Here is a 15,626-nt window from a genome sequence, read left to right as displayed (position 1 = left end):
CCCCCTGGGCTTTGTTTTGTGGCGTGCGGGTGCGGTCTCGGTTCTGTGGTCTCGGCGTCGCGGCCTAGGTCTCCCGCCCGAAGCCCTGGTCGGGCGAAATCCCGATGCAAGGGGTGCGGGCGGGTTGAGAGCATGACGGACATGCTGGAAGCCACCGAGGTCACCCCGATCGTCCGCCGTAGCACGCCGCCCACGTGGCTGGTGGTGGCGCTCGCCTGTGCCGGGCAGTTCCTGGTCGTGCTGGATGTGTCGGTCGTCAACGTGGCGCTGCCGTCGATGCGTACGGACCTGGGGCTCAGCCCGCAGGGGCTGCAGTGGGTGGTGAACGCCTACGCGATCGCCTTCGCCGGGTTCATGCTGCTCGGCGGGCGGGCCGGTGACCTGTACGGGCGCAAGCGGATGTTCCTGGTGGGGCTCGCCCTGTTCACGCTCGCCTCGCTGGGCGGCGGCCTCGCCCAGGAGGGCGGCCAGCTGCTGGTGGCGCGGGCCGTGCAGGGTCTGGGGGCGGCCGTGCTCGCTCCGTCGACGCTCACCATCCTGACCTCCGCCGTCCCCGAGGGCCCGGCGCGGGCGCGGGCCATAGCGACCTGGACGGCCGTGGGTGCGGGCGGCGGCGCCGCGGGCGGTCTGGTCGGCGGGGCGCTGGTGGACGGGCTGTCCTGGCGCTGGGTGCTGCTGATCAACGTGCCGGTGGGCGCGGTGGTGCTGGCCGGTGCGATGCGGTGGCTGGTGGAGAGCCGCAACGGCGGCGGGCGACGCCTGGACCTGCCGGGCGCGGTGCTGGTGACGGCCGGGCTCGCGACCCTCGCGTACGGCATCTCGCAGACCGAGGCCGAGGGGTGGACGGCGGCGGCCACGCTGGTGCCGCTGGCGGCCGGACTCGCGCTGGTCGCACTGTTCCTGTTCGTCGAATCGCGTACGGCCGCCCCGCTCATGCCGCTCGGGCTGTTCCGGGTGCGGTCGGTGTCGTCGTCGAACGCGGCGATGTTCATCAGCGGGTCCGCGATGTTCTGCATGTGGTACTTCATGACGCTGTACGCCCAGAACGTGCTGGGCTACTCCCCGCTGGAGGCCGGACTCGCGCTGGTGCCCAGCTCCCTCGCGGTGCTCCTCGGCTCCAAGGCGGCGCCCCGCTTCATGCCGCTGCTCGGCGCGCGCACCGTGGCCGCGCTCGGGGCGGTCGTGGCGGCGGCCGGCTTCGGCTGGCAGTCGCTGATGACGTCCGAGGGGGCGTACCTCACGGAGATCATGTTCCCCGGCATCCTGATGATGCTGGGCGCCGGCCTGATGGCGACCCCGCTCGCCGCGCTCGCCACCTCGGGGGCGGCGCCTGGGGAGGCCGGACTCGTCTCCGGCCTGATCAACACCTCCCGCACGATGGGCGGTTCACTGGGCCTCGCGATCATGTCGACCATCGCGGCGGCACGGACGGGTGACCGGCTGACGCCCGCGGCGCTGACGGAGGGCTATGCGCTGGCGTTCCGGGTCGGGACGGTGGTGCTGCTGGCGGGCGTGGTGCTGATGCTGGCGTGGCTGCCGCGCGCAAGCTCCGCCGCTGCGGCCTCGGGGAAGGTGACGCGGTAGTCAGCGCGTCACAGCCACCCCTGCTGGCGGGCCTCCCGCATCGCCTCCATCCGGTTGCGGGTGCCCGTCTTGCCGATCGCGGACGACAGGTAGTTGCGGACCGTGGACTCGGACAGGTGCAGCTTTGCGGCGATGTCGGCGACGGTCGCGCCGTCCACGGAGGCCTTGAGGACGTCGCACTCGCGGGCGGTGAGGGGGCTGGGCCCGGCGCTGAGCGCGGCGGCGGCGAGTGCGGGGTCGATGACGGTCTCGCCGGTCAGCACCCGGCGGATCGCCTCGGCCAGCTCCTCCACGGGGCCGTCCTTGACCAGGAAGCCGGCGGCCCCGGCCTCCATGGCGCGGCGCAGATAGCCGGGCCGGCCGAACGTGGTCAGGATCAACACCCGGCAGTCCGGGGCCTGTTCACGCAGCTCGGCCGCCGCGTCCAGACCGCTCATGCCCGGCAGCTCGATGTCGAGCAGGGCCACGTCCGGCCGGTGGGTCAGTACGGCGTCGACGATCACGTCGCCCGTCGCGACCTGGGCGACGACCTCCAGGTCGGCTTCCATGCCCAGCAGCAGGGCGAGCGCGCCCCGCATCATTCCCTGGTCCTCGGCGAGCAGAACCCGCACACTCTTCGACGGCCGGTGGTCCCGGGGCATCTCGTTCACGGACCAAGAATAGGGCCAGGTCGGGGCCGGGAGGCGGACAAAGCCCCCACCCGCCGCCTGCCCGAAGAATTGTCATGGTTCCGTTCCGCGAGTCTTGACGGTTCCCAAAATCACCTCAACAATCACCTCTGCATTGGGAGTTCACCTTTGCAATTTCTGTGCCTCTGCCCCCACCCGTAATTGTTCGGCATTTCGATCGAATAATTAGGTTCGGTATTTCGGCCGAACAACGTTCGGTATGTCGGACGTCAAAGGAGGTCCACCGTGCTCTCCAGACTCAGAACCGCGACGCTCGCCGCGCTCTCGGCGCTGATCACCGTCCTCGCGCTCGCCGCCGGCGTCCCGCAGGCCCAGGCCGCCGGCTCGCTGCCCTGCGACCTCTACGCCGCCGCGGGCACCCCCTGCGTCGCCGCGCACAGCCTCGCCAGGGCGCTCTACTCCTCCTACAACGGCTCGCTGTACCAGGTGCAGCGAGCCTCCGACGGCGCCACCAGGAACATCGGGCTGCTGTCCGCCGGCGGATACGCCGACGCCGCCGCCCAGGACTCGTTCTGCACCGGCACGACCTGCATCATCACCAAGATCTACGACCAGTCCTCGCGCCACAACGACCTCACGATCGAGGGCGCGGGAGGCGCCGGCGCGGCCGATGTCGGGGCGCCCGCCGACGCCCTGCCGGTCACCGTCGGCGGGCACCAGGTCTACGGCCTGGAGATCTCGGCCGGCATGGGCTACCGGGACAACTCCACCTCGGGCGTCGCGGTGGGCGGCCAGGCCGAGGGGATGTACATGGTCACCTCCGGCACCCACGTCAACAACCGCTGCTGCTTCGACTACGGCAACGCCGAGACCAACAACCAGGACACCGGCAACGGCCACATGGACGCGATCAACTTCGGTACGGAGTGCTGGTTCTCGCCCTGCTACGGCGGCGGCCCCTGGGTGCAGGCCGACCTGGAGAACGGCCTGTTCCAGTCGGACGCCGGCTACAGCAAGAACTCCTCGAACACCGGAACAGGAGCCATGCCGTTCGTGACCGCTTTGCTGAAGAACAACGGTCAGGACCATTTCGCGCTGAAATACGGCAACGCCCAATCCGGCGGACTCACCACCACCTATTCCGGCGGTGAACCCACCGCCGGCGGCTACTCGCCCATGCACCAGGAGGGCGCCATCGTGCTCGGCACCGGCGGCGACAACAGCAACGGCTCCATCGGGTCGTTCTTCGAGGGCGTCATGACGTCGGGCATCCCGACCGACGCCGCCGACAACGCCGTACAGGCCAACATCGTCTCCGTCGGCTACGGCGGCGCGACCGGCTCCACCGGCTCACTGACGCCGGGTTCGGAGATATCGCTGCGCGCCACCACCGCGTGCTGCACCACCGACTACATCCGCCACCAGAACAACAACGCCGTCATCTCGCCGGTCACCTCCGGCAGTTCGGCGCTGGACAAGGGCGACGCCACCTGGATCGTGCGCCGTGGCCTGGCGGACAGCTCCTGCGTCTCCTTCGAGTCCCGCAACTACCCCGGTGACTTCCTGCGGCACTCGAACTTCCAGCTCTACCGGCAGCCCATGGACGGCACCGCGCTGTTCAGAGGCGACGCGACCTTCTGCCCGACGACCGGGAAGAGCGGCACGGGCACCTCGTTCGCGTCGTACAACTACCCGACGAGATTCCTGAGGCACTACGACCTCAACGTCTACATAGCGAGCAACGGCGGCTCGAACGCCTTCGACAGCGCGACGTCCTGGGCGGACGACGTGAGCTGGGCCGTCAGCCAGCCGTGGGCGCCGTAGCCAGCACCGCGTCCGCCAGGTCGCTGGGCTCCCGCGGGAGTTCCGCGGCGACCGTGAAACCGCCTCGCGGCGACGGGCCGGCCGTAAGGGAGCCGCCGGCCGCCGCGAGGCGCTCGGTCAGGCCCTTCAGACCGGTGCCGCCGATGCCCGGCGGGCAGGGCGCGGACGGCTCGCCGTCCCCGGTGCCGTTGTCGGTGACCGTGAGGCGGACCCGCTCGGAGGTGCTGTCCACGGTGATCGAGCAGCGCGTGGCACCGGCGTGCCGCACCACATTGGTGACCGCCTCGCGCACCACCCAGCCCAGCAGCGCCTCGGTCTGCGGGGCCAGCGGGGTGCCCGAGCGGACCACCACCGGCTCGACCGCCGCCGCGCTCAGCGCCGAGCGGGCCCGGTCCAGTTCGGTGGCGAGACTGCCCTCGCGGTAGCCGGTGACCGCCTCGCGGATCTCCGTGAGCGCCTGGCGGCCGACGGCCTCGATGTCGGTGACCTGCGCGATCGCGGCGTCCAGGTCGCGCGTGGCCAGCCGCCTGGCCGCCTCCGACTTCACCACGATCACCGACATGGTGTGCCCGAGCAGGTCGTGCAGGTCGCGGGAGAAGCGCAGGCGTTCCTTCTCCACGGCCTGCAGCGCGAGCTTCTCGCGGGCCTCGTGCAGCTCGCGCACCGCCTCCGACAGGGACAGGATCGCGGCCGTGACCATGGTCGACAGGAAGGTGCCGTAGGCGACGTTCAAGGAGGCGTTCCAGCCCGTGCGGTACACCGAGACCGCCGCCGCGAGGGCGGTCAGCGCGAGACCGAACTGACCCAGCCAGGGGCCGCGCATGGCGGCGCCGGTGGCCAGGCCCAGCAGCGGGAAGAAGTACAGCCAGCTGCCGCCGTAGCCCATGGCGAGCCCGATGGTCAGCAGGGTCATCACGATCAGCGCCACCCGGGTCGAGGTGGACTTGCGCTTGTCCTTCACGAAGGAGCGGAAGGTGACGTAGATGTAGAGGGAGTTGAAGGCGAACAGGCCGATGCCGCCGATCCAGGGACTGGGCGTCTTGCCCTGGAGGAGGTTGGAGAAGGCGCCCATGCCCATCAGCAGCCAGGGCAGCAGCGCGAAGCCGCTGGGCGGCGGACCCGGGTTCACGGGTGTCCGCCCGGTTCGGCGGGCCTCCTTCTGCGCGGCCTTGTACTGCGCCATGTCCGCCCTCCAGCGGGCCCGCGCCGCCCGCCACATGCCCAGCTGGCAGGTGACCTCTCGCATCCAGGACATGTCTCGCTCCCCGTTCAGACGGTCCGGCCGGAACGTCGGTACGACAGCACAGCGTACGAACCGAAGGCCAGCATCCAGAGGGTAAGGACCGCGATCGCGCCGAATGCGGGGGCACGGCCCACCGCGACGGAGGTGCCGAGCTCGGCGAAGCGGTTGGTGGGCGTGTACTGCGACACGCTGCGCAGCCAGTGCGGGAACAGGCTGATCGGGAACCACAGGCCGCCGAGGACCGACAGGCCCAGGTTGCACACCATGTTCGTGACGCCGGTGGTCTGCCCGGTCAGCCGGTAGCCGTTGCCCAGGCCCAGCAGGGTGAAGGGCACCGAGCCCAGCCACAGCAGCCCCGCGACCGCCGCCCACTGCCAGGCGTCCAGCCGTACGCCGTTGATCAGTCCGCCCGCGGCCAGCACCGCGAGGATGGCCGGCAGCACCGTCACCGAGCCGGTCAGGGTCCGGCCGATCACCACCTCGCGCGGCGTCATCGGCGTCACCCGCAGCTGCCGCAGCCAGCCGATCGCCCGGTCCTCGGCGACCCCGCCGCCGGTGTTCAGCGCGGAGCCGACCGCCCCGTACCCGGCCATCCCGACCATCGCCCCGGTCTTCCACCCGCCGTCGTCCCCACCGAGATTGGTGAACAGCAGATACATCAGCACCGGCATGGCGACCCCACCGATGACGAAGCCGACGTCACGGAGAGTGCGGCGGACTTCCAGTCGCAGGTAGTCGAGCATCACGCAGCCTCCTTCACCGGTGCCGCCGTCAGGGCGAGGAACGCGTCGTCCAGTGACGCCGGGGCGACCTCCAGGCCGCGTATCGCGTGCAGTTCCGCCAAAGCGATCACCGTCGCGTCCGGGTCGTCGCTGCGCAGCCGCGCCCGGTCCCCGCGCACCTCCACCGACCGTACGCCGGGCAGCAGCTCCAGGCCCGCGGTGGAGCGGCCCCCGAGGTCGAAGGCGACCAGGCTGCCGCCCACGGCCCGTTTGAGCTGCTCACCGGTGCCGTCGGCGACGATCCGGCCGTGGTCGATGACGAGGATGCGGTCGGCGTGCGCGTCCGCCTCCTCCAGGTGGTGGGTGGAGAACAGCACGGTGTGGCCCAGGCGGGCGTAGGAGCGCATCGACGCCCAGAACGCGTGCCGGGCCTCCACGTCCAGGGCGGCGGTGGGCTCGTCCAGGACGATCACCGAGGGGTTCCCGGCGAGCGCCACGGCGAACCGCACGCGCTGCGTCTGGCCGCCGGAGAGCCGGTCCACGCGCCGCCCCGCCAGCTCCGGGATCCCGGCCAGCTGCAGGGCGCGCGCGACGGGCATCGGCTCGGGGTAGCGGCGGGCCACGAAGGAGACCAGCTCCTGCACGGTGACCCGGGGGACCGCACGCCCCTCCTGCAGCATGGCGCCGACCCTGCCCGCCCGTACCGCCCGCTCCGGGGGCGCGCCGAAGAGCCATACCGTGCCCTCGTCGGGCTCGTCCAGGCCGAGCAGCAGCGAGATCGTCGTCGACTTGCCGGCACCGTTGCGCCCGAGCAGCGCGACCGTCTCGCCGGCCGCGATCTCCAGGTCGACGCCGTCGACGGCCCGTACGGTGCCGAAGGTCTTGACCGCCCCCGTGAAGGACACGGCGGCGTTTTCCGTCTGTGTCATACCGACGACGCTACGGAGCAGGGTCCGCGCCCGGCAGAGGCTCCTGTACCGACTCCGGCAGGACAAATGTCACGGGTGCCCGCCCAACAGAACTGACACAGCGTCAGGAGCCTTCACAAGTGCGGAGCGCTGGGCTATACAGAGGGCGCCGGACTGGAACGCGTTCTAGACCGGCACGCGTGACGACCTCGGTGCGGCCGACGGTGCGGACGGCCGCGCCGGGGTCCCGCACTTCTCCCACGTCAGGAGCCGTATGCCCATCGACGCAGCGAAGGCCCTCGCCGCCGAGCCCCACACCGGCGAGATCACCTGGGACCGCAAGGACGTCCAGCTCTACCACCTCGGCATCGGCGCGGGCATCCCCGCCACCGACCCCGACGAGCTGCGCTACACCCTGGAGTCCCGGCTGCACGTCCTGCCGAGTTTCGCCACCGTCGCGGGCGCCGGTTCGCCCGGGGTGATCAGCGGACTGTCCATGCCTGGCGTCGAGGTCGACCTCGCCAAGGTCCTGCACGGCGGCCAGTCGCTGACCCTGCACCGCCCCATCCCGGTCGCGGGCACCGCCACCGCGACCGGCCGCATCGCCGCTGTGTACGACAAGGGCAAGGCGGCCGTGCTGGTCATGCGCACCGAGGTCGCCGACGCCGACGGGCCGCTGTGGACCAACGACGCCCAGATCTTCGTACGGGGAGAGGGCGGCTGGGGCGGCGACCGAGGACCGTCCACGCGTACGGACCCGCCCGCCGGCGACTCGGACCGCACCGTCGAGCGGGCGATCCGCGAGGACCAGGCCCTGCTCTACCGCCTGTCCGGCGACTGGAACCCGCTGCACGCCGACCCCGACTTCGCCAAGCTCGCCGGATTCGAACGGCCCATCCTGCACGGCTTGTGCACCTACGGCATGACGCTCAAGACGGTCGTCGACACCCTGCTCGGCGGTGACGTCACCCGGGTGCGCTCCTACGCCACCCGGTTCGCGGGCGTCGTCTTCCCGGGCGAGACCCTGCGCATCCGCATGTGGCAGGGCGAGGGGCGGGTACGGGTGGCCGTCGGCGCCGTCGAGCGGGACGACGCGCCCGTCCTCGCCGACACGATCGTCGAACACTCCTGACACAGCCGATAGTTGAGGGGAGCCGCACCATGCGCGCAGCCGTACTGCACGAGATCGGCCAGGACAAGCTGGAGGTCCTCGACGACGTCGAGGCGGTGGGGTTCGGACCCGGCAAGGTGAGGATCCGGGTACGGGCCACGGGGCTGTGCCACTCGGACCTGTCGGCGATGAGCGGGGTGCTGCCGCAGCCGGGCCCGTTCGTCCCCGGGCACGAGGGCGCGGGCGAGGTCGTCGAAGTCGGCGAAGGCGTACGGAACCTGAAGGCCGGCGACCGTGTGGTGGTGTGCTGGCTGCCCGCCTGCGGCGCCTGTGCCGCCTGCAAGCGCGGCCAGACCCAGCTGTGCCTGGCCGGGTTCATGAACGCGGGCAACCCCAACTTCAAGCGCCCCGCCGGTGACGTCTTCGGCTTCGCGGGCACCGGCACCTTCACCGAGGAGGTCGTCGTCGACGCGGGCTGCGCGGTGCCGATCCCCGACGACGTGCCCTTCGACATCGCCGCGCTCATCGGCTGCGGCGTGACGACCGGGCTCGGCGCGGCCCTCAACACCGCCGACGTACAGGCCGGTTCGTCGGTCGCCGTCATCGGCTGCGGCGGCGTCGGCATCTCCGCGATCCAGGGCGCACGGCTCAAGGGCGCCGCCGAGATCGTCGCCGTCGACCCGGTCGCCTCGCGCCGCGAGTCGGCGCTCAAGTTCGGTGCCACCAGGACCGTTTCACCGGACGAGCTGGCCGGGGTCAAGCAGGAGGTCACCGCGGGCGAGGGCTTCGACTACGTCTTCGAGGTCGTCGGCAAGTCCGCCACCGCCCGCACGGCGTACGAGAACACCCGGCGCGGTGGCACCCTCGTCATCGTCGGCGCGGGCGCCATGGACGACTTCCTGCAACTCAACATGTTCGAGCTGTTCTTCGACGAGAAGCGGATCCTGCCCTCGATGTACGGCGGCGGCGACGTCCTGCGCTCCTACGAACGCACCATCGCCCTGTGGCGGGCCGGCCGCATCGACCTCGCGGGGCTCATCACGCACCGGGTGCCGCTCGCCGACATCAACGAGGCCCTGGACCAGATGCGTACGGGGACGGCGCTGCGTACGTGCATCGAGATCTGACCCCCGCCGTCGGCCGAACGCCCCTTTCTGGAAAGGACCTTGATGTCACCGCCACTCGAGGGACTGTCCGCGATCGTCACCGGCGCCGGCCGGGGCCTTGGCCGGGCCGAGGCGCTCGAACTCGCCCGGCTCGGCGCGGCCGTCGTCGTCAACGACTTCGGACAACCCGGCCGCGACGGCTCGGGCGAGGCATCCGCCGGTCCCGCCGAACAGGTCGCCGAGGAGATCCGGGCCGCGGGCGGCAGGGCGCTGGCGCACACCGGTGACGTCGCCGACTTCCAACAGGCGGGTGAACTCGTCGAGTTGGCCGTCGCCGAGTTCGGCACGCTCGACATCCTGGTCAACAACGCGGGCATCCTGCGCGACCGCATGGTCTTCTCCATGACCGAGGACGAGTGGGACTCGGTGATCCGCGTCCACCTCAAGGGCCACTTCAACACGACCCACTTCGCGGCCGCGCACTGGCGCGAGCGGTCCAAGGCGGCGGGCGGCCCGGTGTACGGGCGGATCGTGAACACCTCCTCCGAGGCGTTCCTCGCGGGCTCGGCGGGCCAGCCCAACTACGCGGCCGCCAAAGGCGGAATCGTCGGCCTGACCACCTCCACCGCCCTCGCCCTGGCCAAGTACGGCGTCACGGCCAACGCCATCTGCCCGCGCGCCCGCACCCGCATGACCGAGGACGTCTTCGCCGGATTCGAGCAGCCCGCCGACGCCCTCGATCCGCTGGCCCCCGAGCATGTCGCCCCGCTCGTCGGCTATCTGGCCTCGCCCGCCGCGGCCCGCGTCAGCGGCCAGCTGCTCGTCGTGCACGGCGGCATGGTGGCGATCGTCGAACGGCCGCGCGTACAGGCGCAGTTCGACAGCAAACAGGAGACCTTCACCTACGACGAACTCGACGGGCTGCTCACCCCGCACTACGCGGAGCGACCGCACGGGGAGACGTTCGCGGCGGCGGAGGTGCTGGGGCTCAAACGGCGGGGCTGAGCGGGGCTGAAATGCTGAAGAGGGGGTGCCCGTCGGGCACCCCCTCTCCCTTACTGCCTACTACCGTCAGACAGCCGCCTCGGCGGTCTCCCCGGCCGGCTTGCGGTGCCGGCCGTGCGGAGAGGACTCGCCCTCCTGGGCCGAGACCGGCCCCCGGTGCCGGCCGTGACCGGTGTCCTCCAGGGAGTCGGCGGACAGCTGCTCCGTCGTGCTGGTGTCGCTCATCGGACGTATTCACCCCGTCAAAACTGATCTTTCTTACAGCCCGGCGAGCATATCCATCACCCCGTTGTTCGAATCCACACGGGCACGCCCATCGGCACTAGTTCGTTACAAGACGTCCCAACGGTGCTTGCTGCAGGGGCACGGGACGTGCCGCGACAGGCTCCGGAGGATCCGGCTGCGAGGGCTCGCCCGGCGCGGGGGACGACGTCCCCGACGCCCCCTGACCTGCCGCGCCGCCCCCCACCGGATCCTCCGGTCCCGCATCCCCCGCGCCCCCCGATCCCCCTGCTTCCCCCGAAGGTGCCGCCATCCGCGCCACGCCGCACGGCACCTCGGCCGTGGCGTAGGGCAGTTGAAGCACCCCGTCCTGTGTCCACCATCCGGTGCCCGCCAACCACCCGGCGGGCGCCGCGAGTTGGTGCACCTGCCGGCGGTCCGGCCGCCACAGCCCCACCCAGCTGCCGACCGGGCCGTCGATGCGCAGCGCCACCCCGCAGTTCTCCGGCGTCAGCACCTGCCCCGGCTGAATGGCGAACGGCGTCACCGCGCAGTCCGCGAGCCGCAGGCATTCCGGGAACCGCACCGGCAGCGTGCTGCCCAGCACACCCCAGCCCAGCCGCTCCTCGCCCGGCGAGGGCGCGTCCGAGCGGATCAGCAGCAGCCCGCTGTCGGGGTCGGCGAGCAGCAGCCGGTCGTCGCTGTCATCGGCGATCTGCAGCAATGGGGAGATCTCCCCGGCCCGCTCCAGATCCACCACGACCGCCTTCGTACGGTCGCCGATCTCACGGTCCAGCGCCAGCATCCGCCCCGCGCGGTCCAGCCACACCCCGCCCGAGCAGCGCCCGGGGATCTCCGCCACGCGCTCGGGCCCGAAGGCACCGCCCACCACCTGCCACACCGCGCTGGAGTGCCGGCCCACGGCGAGGGCGTACGCGTTCTCACCGCCCGGTGCGGGCGGCAGCAGCCGTAGCCGGGTGTCGTCGTCAGGGCACTCGACCGCGCCGATCATGACTTCGCCGGTGCCGGGGCCGGTCGGGTAGAGCAGACAGAAGACGTGCCGCCCGGCCACCGGCCGGCACACCAGGACCCGCCCGTCGCCCATCGGCTGCACCTGCGTGCCGGGCTCCTCGGGCTGGTTCACCGGCAGCGACACCGCGTACGGTTCCGGGCCGTCCAGCGTCCAGCGCTCCGGGTACCAGGAGTCGCCGTCCCGCGTGAGACGGGCGCCGTAGGCACCGTCCGCGGTGATGGTGCAGCCCGATTCCGGTGCACCGCCCTCGGGGGCAGCCTCGGGCTCGATCGCACACGCCGTCATGGTCTGGTCACCTCCGGCGACGAAACTAGTTTTCGCACGCACACACGTGGGACGCCGGGCTTCTGCTTCACACATAAGGGTGGCCGGGGCACGATTCGCCTGAGGAAACGGGGACGGGTGTGCTGGAGGCGCCCCGTGGGGGCCGTGAGCGTGCCCGGGCGCTCCGCACACTCGGCGCCGACGGAAACGAATCCGGGCGCCTACGGAAACGGGACCCTGGCACGGACGGAAACGGCCTTCGGTTCAGCAGCGCAGATCAGGCAGGTAGCCTTTTGTCCGTGCCCCGTCTGTCTGAAGTCATCGCCGCGCTGGACAACCTGTGGCCCGCCGAGCGGGCCGAGTCCTGGGACGCGGTCGGCACCGTCGTGGGCGACCCCGACCAGGAGGTCTCCCGGGTCCTGTTCGCCGTCGACCCGGTCCAGAGAATCGTCGACGAGGCGATCAAGCTCGGCGCCGACCTGCTCGTCACGCACCACCCGCTCTACCTGCGCGGTACGACGACGGTCGCGGCGAGCCACTTCAAGGGCCGCGTCGTGCACACGCTGATCAAGAACGACATCGCGCTGCACGTCGCCCACACCAACGCGGACAAGGCCGACCCCGGCGTCAGCGACGCGCTGGCCGGAGCGCTGGACCTGCGCGTCCTGCGGCCGCTCGTGCCGGACCCGAGCGACCCGCACGGCCGCCGCGGCCTCGGCCGGATCTGCGCACTGGACCACCCGCTGACCGTCCGCGCCTTCGCCGCCCGCGCCGCCTCCCGGCTGCCCGCCACCGCGCAGGGCATCCGCGTGGCCGGCGACCCGGAGGCCACGATCAGCACGGTCGCCGTCAGCGGCGGCTCGGGCGACAGCCTCTTCGACGACGTACGGGCGGCAGGTGTCGACGCCTTCCTGACGGCCGACCTCCGCCATCACCCGGCCGCGGAGTTCACGGCGGCCGTGGCACACAGTCCCCTCGCGCTGCTCGACGCGGCGCACTGGGCCACCGAGTGGCCCTGGTGCGAGCTGGCCGCAACCCAGCTCGACGAGATCTCCGACCGCCATGGATGGGACCTTCGCGTCCATGTCTCCAAGACGGTCACCGACCCCTGGACGGCCCATGCGGCCTCCCCTGACACCCCTGCAGGAGCCCCCAACTGAACGCCGCGCCCGCCGACCAGATCCGCCTTCTCGACGTCCAGGCACTCGACGTCCGCCTCCAGCAGCTCGCCCACCGGCGGAAGTCGCTGCCCGAGCACGCCGAGATCGAGTCCCTGAACAAGGACCACACCCAGCTGCGCGACCTGCTGGTGGCCGCGCAGACCGAGCAGAGCGACACCGCCCGGGAGCAGACCAAGGCCGAGCAGGACGTGGACCAGGTGCGCCAGCGCGCCGTCCGCGACCAGCAGCGCCTGGACTCCGGCGCGGTGACCTCCCCGAAGGACCTGGAGAACCTGCAGCGCGAGATCGCCTCCCTCGCCAGGCGGCAGAGCGACCTGGAGGACGTCGTCCTGGAGGTCATGGAGCGCGTCGAGTCCGTGCAGGAGCGGGTCGCCGAGCTCACCGAACGGGTCTCCTCCGTCCAGTCCAAGGTCGACGACGCCACCGCGCGCCGCGACGCCGCCGTCGAGCAGATCGACGGGGAGGTGGCCACGGTGACGAAGGAGCGCGAGGTCATCGCCGGCACCATCCCGGCCGACCTGCTCAAGCTCTACGACAAGCTGCGCGAGCAGCAGGGCGGCATCGGTGCGGCCAAGCTCTACCAGCGCACCTGCCAGGGCTGCCGCCAGGAGCTGGCCATCACCGACATCAACGAGATCCGCGCCGCCGCCCCCGACACGGTGGTGCGCTGCGAGAACTGCCGCCGCATCCTGGTGCGTACGGCCGAGTCCGGTCTGTAGACGCCTTCAGACGCCTTTCCGAGGTCAGTAAGGGGCTGGTGCCGTGCGGGAGTTCATCGTCGAGGCGGACGGCGGGTCGCGGGGGAACCCGGGGCCCGCGGGCTACGGCTCCGTCGTGCTGGACGCGACGACGGGCGAGACGCTGGTCGAGGCCGCCGAGTACATCGGCGTCGCCACGAACAACGTCGCCGAGTACCGGGGCCTGCTGGCCGGCCTGCGCGCGGCACACCAACTCGACCCCTCGGCGATCGTCCACGTCCGCATGGACTCCAAGCTCGTCGTCGAGCAGATGTCCGGCCGCTGGAAGATCAAGCACCCGGACATGAAGCCACTGGCCATGCAGGCGTCCCAGGTCTTCCCGCCGGAGCGGGTGACGTACGAGTGGATCCCCCGCGAGAAGAACAAGCACGCGGACCGACTGGCGAACGAGGCGATGGACGCGGGCGCGCGGGGAGAGCAGTGGTCGGCGGCGGATTCGACGGCGGAGCTGGAGGCTGCCGCGGCGAAGGTCGAGGCGGATGTGCGTGCCGCAACGGTGGTCAGCAAGGTGAGCAGTCCTGGCTGGGCGCCCGCCGACCTGGGTGCGCCCGCGACCTTTGTGCTGCTGCGGCACGGTGAGACGCCGTTGACTCCGCAGAAGCGGTTCTCCGGGAGCGGGGGGACGAACCCGTCCCTGTCCGAGGTCGGGCGGGAGCAGGCCGAGCGGGCGGGCGCCGCGCTGGCCCGGCGTGGGACGATCCAGGCGGTCGTCGCGTCGCCGCTCGCGCGCACCCGTGAGACCGCCGAGATCGTGGCCCGGCACCTCGGTCTTGAGGTGAGCATCGAGGAAGGGCTGCGCGAGACGGACTTCGGGGCCTGGGAGGGCCACACCTTCGGCGAGGTGCGCGAGCGCTACCCGGACGACATGAACCGCTGGCTGGCCGACCCGACGGCGGAGCCGACCGGCGGCGGGGAGAGCTTCGCCGCGACCGGGGCCCGTATCGAGGCCACCCGGGAGAAGCTGGTGGCGGCCTACGCGGGCCGCACCGTCCTGCTCGTCTCGCACGTCACCCCGATCAAGACGTTCGTGCAACTGGCCCTGGGCGCCCCGCCCGAGGCCCTGTTCCGCATGGAACTGTCGGCGGCCGCGCTGTCGGTGGTGGCGTACTACGCGGACGGCAACGCGAGCGTGCGGCTGTTCAACGACACCTCTCACCTGCGCTGAGCGCGCTGAGCGGCGCGCCTGACATCCGCTCGACGGAGGATGTCCGCCGTCTGCGTGTCCGCCGGCAGGAACGCCTCCAGATGCAGCTCGGCCAGCGTCACGTCGACGGCGGTCGCGAAGGACGTGAGCGTGGTCAGCAGCCTCAACTCGCCCTCCGGGCAACGCAGTCGGAGCGGTACGGCGAATCCCAGGTAGTCGTCGCCGGGATCGGTGAGCGGCGGGACGTACGCGGCGAGTTCGTCCGCCAGCTCGCTCAGCAGCGGGTCCGGACTGGTGCGCGCCCGCGCCCGCAGGTTCTCGATGATGTGTCGCCCCCAAGCCTCCAGGTTCACCACGCGTGAGGCCATGCCGTCCGGATGCAGGGCCAGCCGCAGGACGTTGACCGGTGGCTTCAGCAGGTGCGCCGCCGCCCCCTGCGTCAGCACGTCAAACGCCGCGTTGGCCGCGACCAGTTCACCCCGCGGCCCGGCGACCACGGCCGGATACGGCAGATGACCGTCCAGAATCCCGTCCAACGCCTCGCGCACGGGCTTCAGCTCGGCCGCGTCCAACGACGACTCGGAGAACGCGGGCGCGTAACCGGCCGCCAGCAGCAGCGCGTTGCGCTCGCGGAGCGTCAGCCCCAGCGACTCGGCCAGCCGGATCACCACGGCCCGCCCCGGCACGGAACGCCCCCGCTCGATGAAGCTGACGTATCTCTGCGTGGTCCCGGCCCGCGAGGCGAGCTCCAGCTGACTGACCCGCCGGGTGGTGCGCCAGCGCAGCAGCTCGCGGGCGAAGGGTGAGGGTTCGACGGCGTGCGTGGTCATGGATCCAGTTGTACGTCACGGGTACGACAACGGCCTTCACCAGCGCCGATACCCTGCCGGGA

The 15,626-nt window shown here is 71.5% G+C and carries 15 protein-coding genes; 8 read left to right on the top strand and 7 right to left on the bottom strand.

The window, feature by feature from the left end; all coding sequences use genetic code 11:
* Nucleotides 1-141: 141 nt before the first annotated feature.
* Nucleotides 142-1,584 (top strand): MFS transporter, encoded by a 1,443-nt coding sequence (locus tag JYK17_RS20845; RefSeq protein ID WP_108008075.1) that lies wholly within the window; start codon nucleotides 142-144, stop codon nucleotides 1,582-1,584.
* 8 nt (nucleotides 1,585-1,592) lie between these two features.
* Here JYK17_RS20845 and JYK17_RS20840 read toward each other — a convergent pair whose 3' ends face one another.
* Nucleotides 1,593-2,225: a response regulator transcription factor gene (locus JYK17_RS20840; RefSeq protein ID WP_108007915.1), complete on the bottom strand. Its 633-nt coding sequence runs from the start codon at nucleotides 2,223-2,225 to the stop codon at nucleotides 1,593-1,595.
* A gap of 273 nt (nucleotides 2,226-2,498) precedes the next feature.
* On the opposite strand from JYK17_RS20840, the gene JYK17_RS20835 reads away from it, so the two are divergent.
* Nucleotides 2,499-4,037: an alpha-L-arabinofuranosidase B gene (locus JYK17_RS20835; protein WP_222810973.1), complete on the top strand. Its 1,539-nt coding sequence runs from the start codon at nucleotides 2,499-2,501 to the stop codon at nucleotides 4,035-4,037.
* On the opposite strand, the gene JYK17_RS20830 is transcribed toward JYK17_RS20835, so the two are convergent.
* From JYK17_RS20830 to JYK17_RS20820, 3 genes are read right to left on the bottom strand one after another with little or no spacing between them, the layout of a single operon-like run.
* Entirely contained in the window at nucleotides 4,015-5,292 is a 1,278-nt protein-coding gene (locus JYK17_RS20830) for a sensor histidine kinase (protein ID WP_108007917.1), read from the bottom strand. The two genes, JYK17_RS20835 and JYK17_RS20830, sit on opposite strands and share 23 nt — an antisense overlap.
* Before the next feature lie 14 nt (nucleotides 5,293-5,306).
* Entirely contained in the window at nucleotides 5,307-6,023 is a 717-nt protein-coding gene (locus JYK17_RS20825; RefSeq protein WP_108007918.1) for an ABC transporter permease, read from the bottom strand.
* Nucleotides 6,023-6,931, bottom strand: coding sequence for an ABC transporter ATP-binding protein (locus JYK17_RS20820; protein WP_222810972.1), 909 nt, complete (start codon nucleotides 6,929-6,931; stop codon nucleotides 6,023-6,025). The genes JYK17_RS20825 and JYK17_RS20820 overlap by 1 nt, the downstream gene beginning before the upstream one ends.
* A 253-nt stretch (nucleotides 6,932-7,184) precedes the next feature.
* On the opposite strand from JYK17_RS20820, the gene chsH3 reads away from it, so the two are divergent.
* The 3 genes from chsH3 to JYK17_RS20805 are packed head-to-tail and all read left to right on the top strand — an operon-like array spanning nucleotide 7,185 to nucleotide 10,132.
* Nucleotides 7,185-8,042 carry an enoyl-CoA hydratase ChsH3 gene (chsH3, locus tag JYK17_RS20815; protein ID WP_222810971.1) on the top strand — a complete coding sequence of 286 codons (858 nt, stop codon included), beginning with the start codon at nucleotides 7,185-7,187 and terminating at the stop codon, nucleotides 8,040-8,042.
* A 29-nt stretch (nucleotides 8,043-8,071) separates the two neighbouring features.
* A complete protein-coding gene (locus JYK17_RS20810; protein ID WP_108007921.1) occupies nucleotides 8,072-9,148 on the top strand; it encodes a Zn-dependent alcohol dehydrogenase in 1,077 nt (358 codons plus the stop codon).
* A gap of 42 nt (nucleotides 9,149-9,190) precedes the next feature.
* Complete coding sequence (locus JYK17_RS20805) at nucleotides 9,191-10,132, top strand: 3-oxoacyl-ACP reductase (protein ID WP_108007922.1); 942 nt, start codon at nucleotides 9,191-9,193, stop codon at nucleotides 10,130-10,132.
* Between the two features lie 66 nt (nucleotides 10,133-10,198).
* Here JYK17_RS20805 and JYK17_RS20800 read toward each other — a convergent pair whose 3' ends face one another.
* Both JYK17_RS20800 and JYK17_RS20795 read right to left on the bottom strand, forming a co-directional pair.
* On the bottom strand, nucleotides 10,199-10,357 hold the full coding sequence (locus JYK17_RS20800) for a hypothetical protein (protein WP_164932268.1): 159 nt from the start codon (nucleotides 10,355-10,357) through the stop codon (nucleotides 10,199-10,201).
* A gap of 97 nt (nucleotides 10,358-10,454) precedes the next feature.
* On the bottom strand, nucleotides 10,455-11,672 hold the full coding sequence (locus JYK17_RS20795; RefSeq protein ID WP_128803196.1) for a hypothetical protein: 1,218 nt from the start codon (nucleotides 11,670-11,672) through the stop codon (nucleotides 10,455-10,457).
* Nucleotides 11,673-11,950: 278 nt separating this feature from the next.
* On the opposite strand from JYK17_RS20795, the gene JYK17_RS20790 reads away from it, so the two are divergent.
* The 3 genes from JYK17_RS20790 to JYK17_RS20780 are packed head-to-tail and all read left to right on the top strand — an operon-like array spanning nucleotide 11,951 to nucleotide 14,755.
* Nucleotides 11,951-12,811, top strand: coding sequence for a Nif3-like dinuclear metal center hexameric protein (locus JYK17_RS20790; protein WP_108008076.1), 861 nt, complete (start codon nucleotides 11,951-11,953; stop codon nucleotides 12,809-12,811).
* A complete protein-coding gene (locus JYK17_RS20785; protein ID WP_108007924.1) occupies nucleotides 12,808-13,551 on the top strand; it encodes a zinc ribbon domain-containing protein in 744 nt (247 codons plus the stop codon). The genes JYK17_RS20790 and JYK17_RS20785 overlap by 4 nt, the downstream gene beginning before the upstream one ends.
* Before the next feature lie 43 nt (nucleotides 13,552-13,594).
* Nucleotides 13,595-14,755: a bifunctional RNase H/acid phosphatase gene (locus tag JYK17_RS20780; protein WP_128803197.1), complete on the top strand. Its 1,161-nt coding sequence runs from the start codon at nucleotides 13,595-13,597 to the stop codon at nucleotides 14,753-14,755.
* Here JYK17_RS20780 and JYK17_RS20775 read toward each other — a convergent pair.
* Entirely contained in the window at nucleotides 14,743-15,564 is an 822-nt protein-coding gene (locus JYK17_RS20775; RefSeq protein ID WP_108007926.1) for a helix-turn-helix domain-containing protein, read from the bottom strand. The two genes, JYK17_RS20780 and JYK17_RS20775, sit on opposite strands and share 13 nt — an antisense overlap.
* Nucleotides 15,565-15,626: the final 62 nt, after the last annotated feature.

The sequence above is a fragment of the Streptomyces plumbidurans genome (genome assembly GCF_019857225.1).
In the GTDB taxonomy this organism is placed as follows: domain Bacteria; phylum Actinomycetota; class Actinomycetes; order Streptomycetales; family Streptomycetaceae; genus Streptomyces; species Streptomyces plumbidurans.
The sequence above is the reverse complement of the archived record's forward strand: the minus strand, read 5'-3'. Positions and strand labels throughout refer to the sequence as shown.

Excerpts from the sequence above, each read along its gene's own strand:
- JYK17_RS20775 (WP_108007926.1), bottom strand. The coding sequence starts at position 15,564 with ATGACCACGCACGCCGTCGAACCCTCACCCTTCGCCCGCGAGCTGCTG.
- JYK17_RS20840 (WP_108007915.1), bottom strand. The coding sequence starts at position 2,225 with ATGCCCCGGGACCACCGGCCGTCGAAGAGTGTGCGGGTTCTGCTCGCC.
- JYK17_RS20795 (WP_128803196.1), bottom strand. The coding sequence starts at position 11,672 with ATGACGGCGTGTGCGATCGAGCCCGAGGCTGCCCCCGAGGGCGGTGCA.
- JYK17_RS20820 (WP_222810972.1), bottom strand. The coding sequence starts at position 6,931 with ATGACACAGACGGAAAACGCCGCCGTGTCCTTCACGGGGGCGGTCAAG.
- JYK17_RS20845 (WP_108008075.1), top strand. The coding sequence starts at position 142 with ATGCTGGAAGCCACCGAGGTCACCCCGATCGTCCGCCGTAGCACGCCG.
- JYK17_RS20810 (WP_108007921.1), top strand. The coding sequence starts at position 8,072 with ATGCGCGCAGCCGTACTGCACGAGATCGGCCAGGACAAGCTGGAGGTC.
- JYK17_RS20825 (WP_108007918.1), bottom strand. The coding sequence starts at position 6,023 with ATGCTCGACTACCTGCGACTGGAAGTCCGCCGCACTCTCCGTGACGTC.
- chsH3 (WP_222810971.1), top strand. The coding sequence starts at position 7,185 with ATGCCCATCGACGCAGCGAAGGCCCTCGCCGCCGAGCCCCACACCGGC.
- JYK17_RS20805 (WP_108007922.1), top strand. The coding sequence starts at position 9,191 with ATGTCACCGCCACTCGAGGGACTGTCCGCGATCGTCACCGGCGCCGGC.
- JYK17_RS20800 (WP_164932268.1), bottom strand. The coding sequence starts at position 10,357 with ATGAGCGACACCAGCACGACGGAGCAGCTGTCCGCCGACTCCCTGGAG.
- JYK17_RS20830 (WP_108007917.1), bottom strand. The coding sequence starts at position 5,292 with ATGTCCTGGATGCGAGAGGTCACCTGCCAGCTGGGCATGTGGCGGGCG.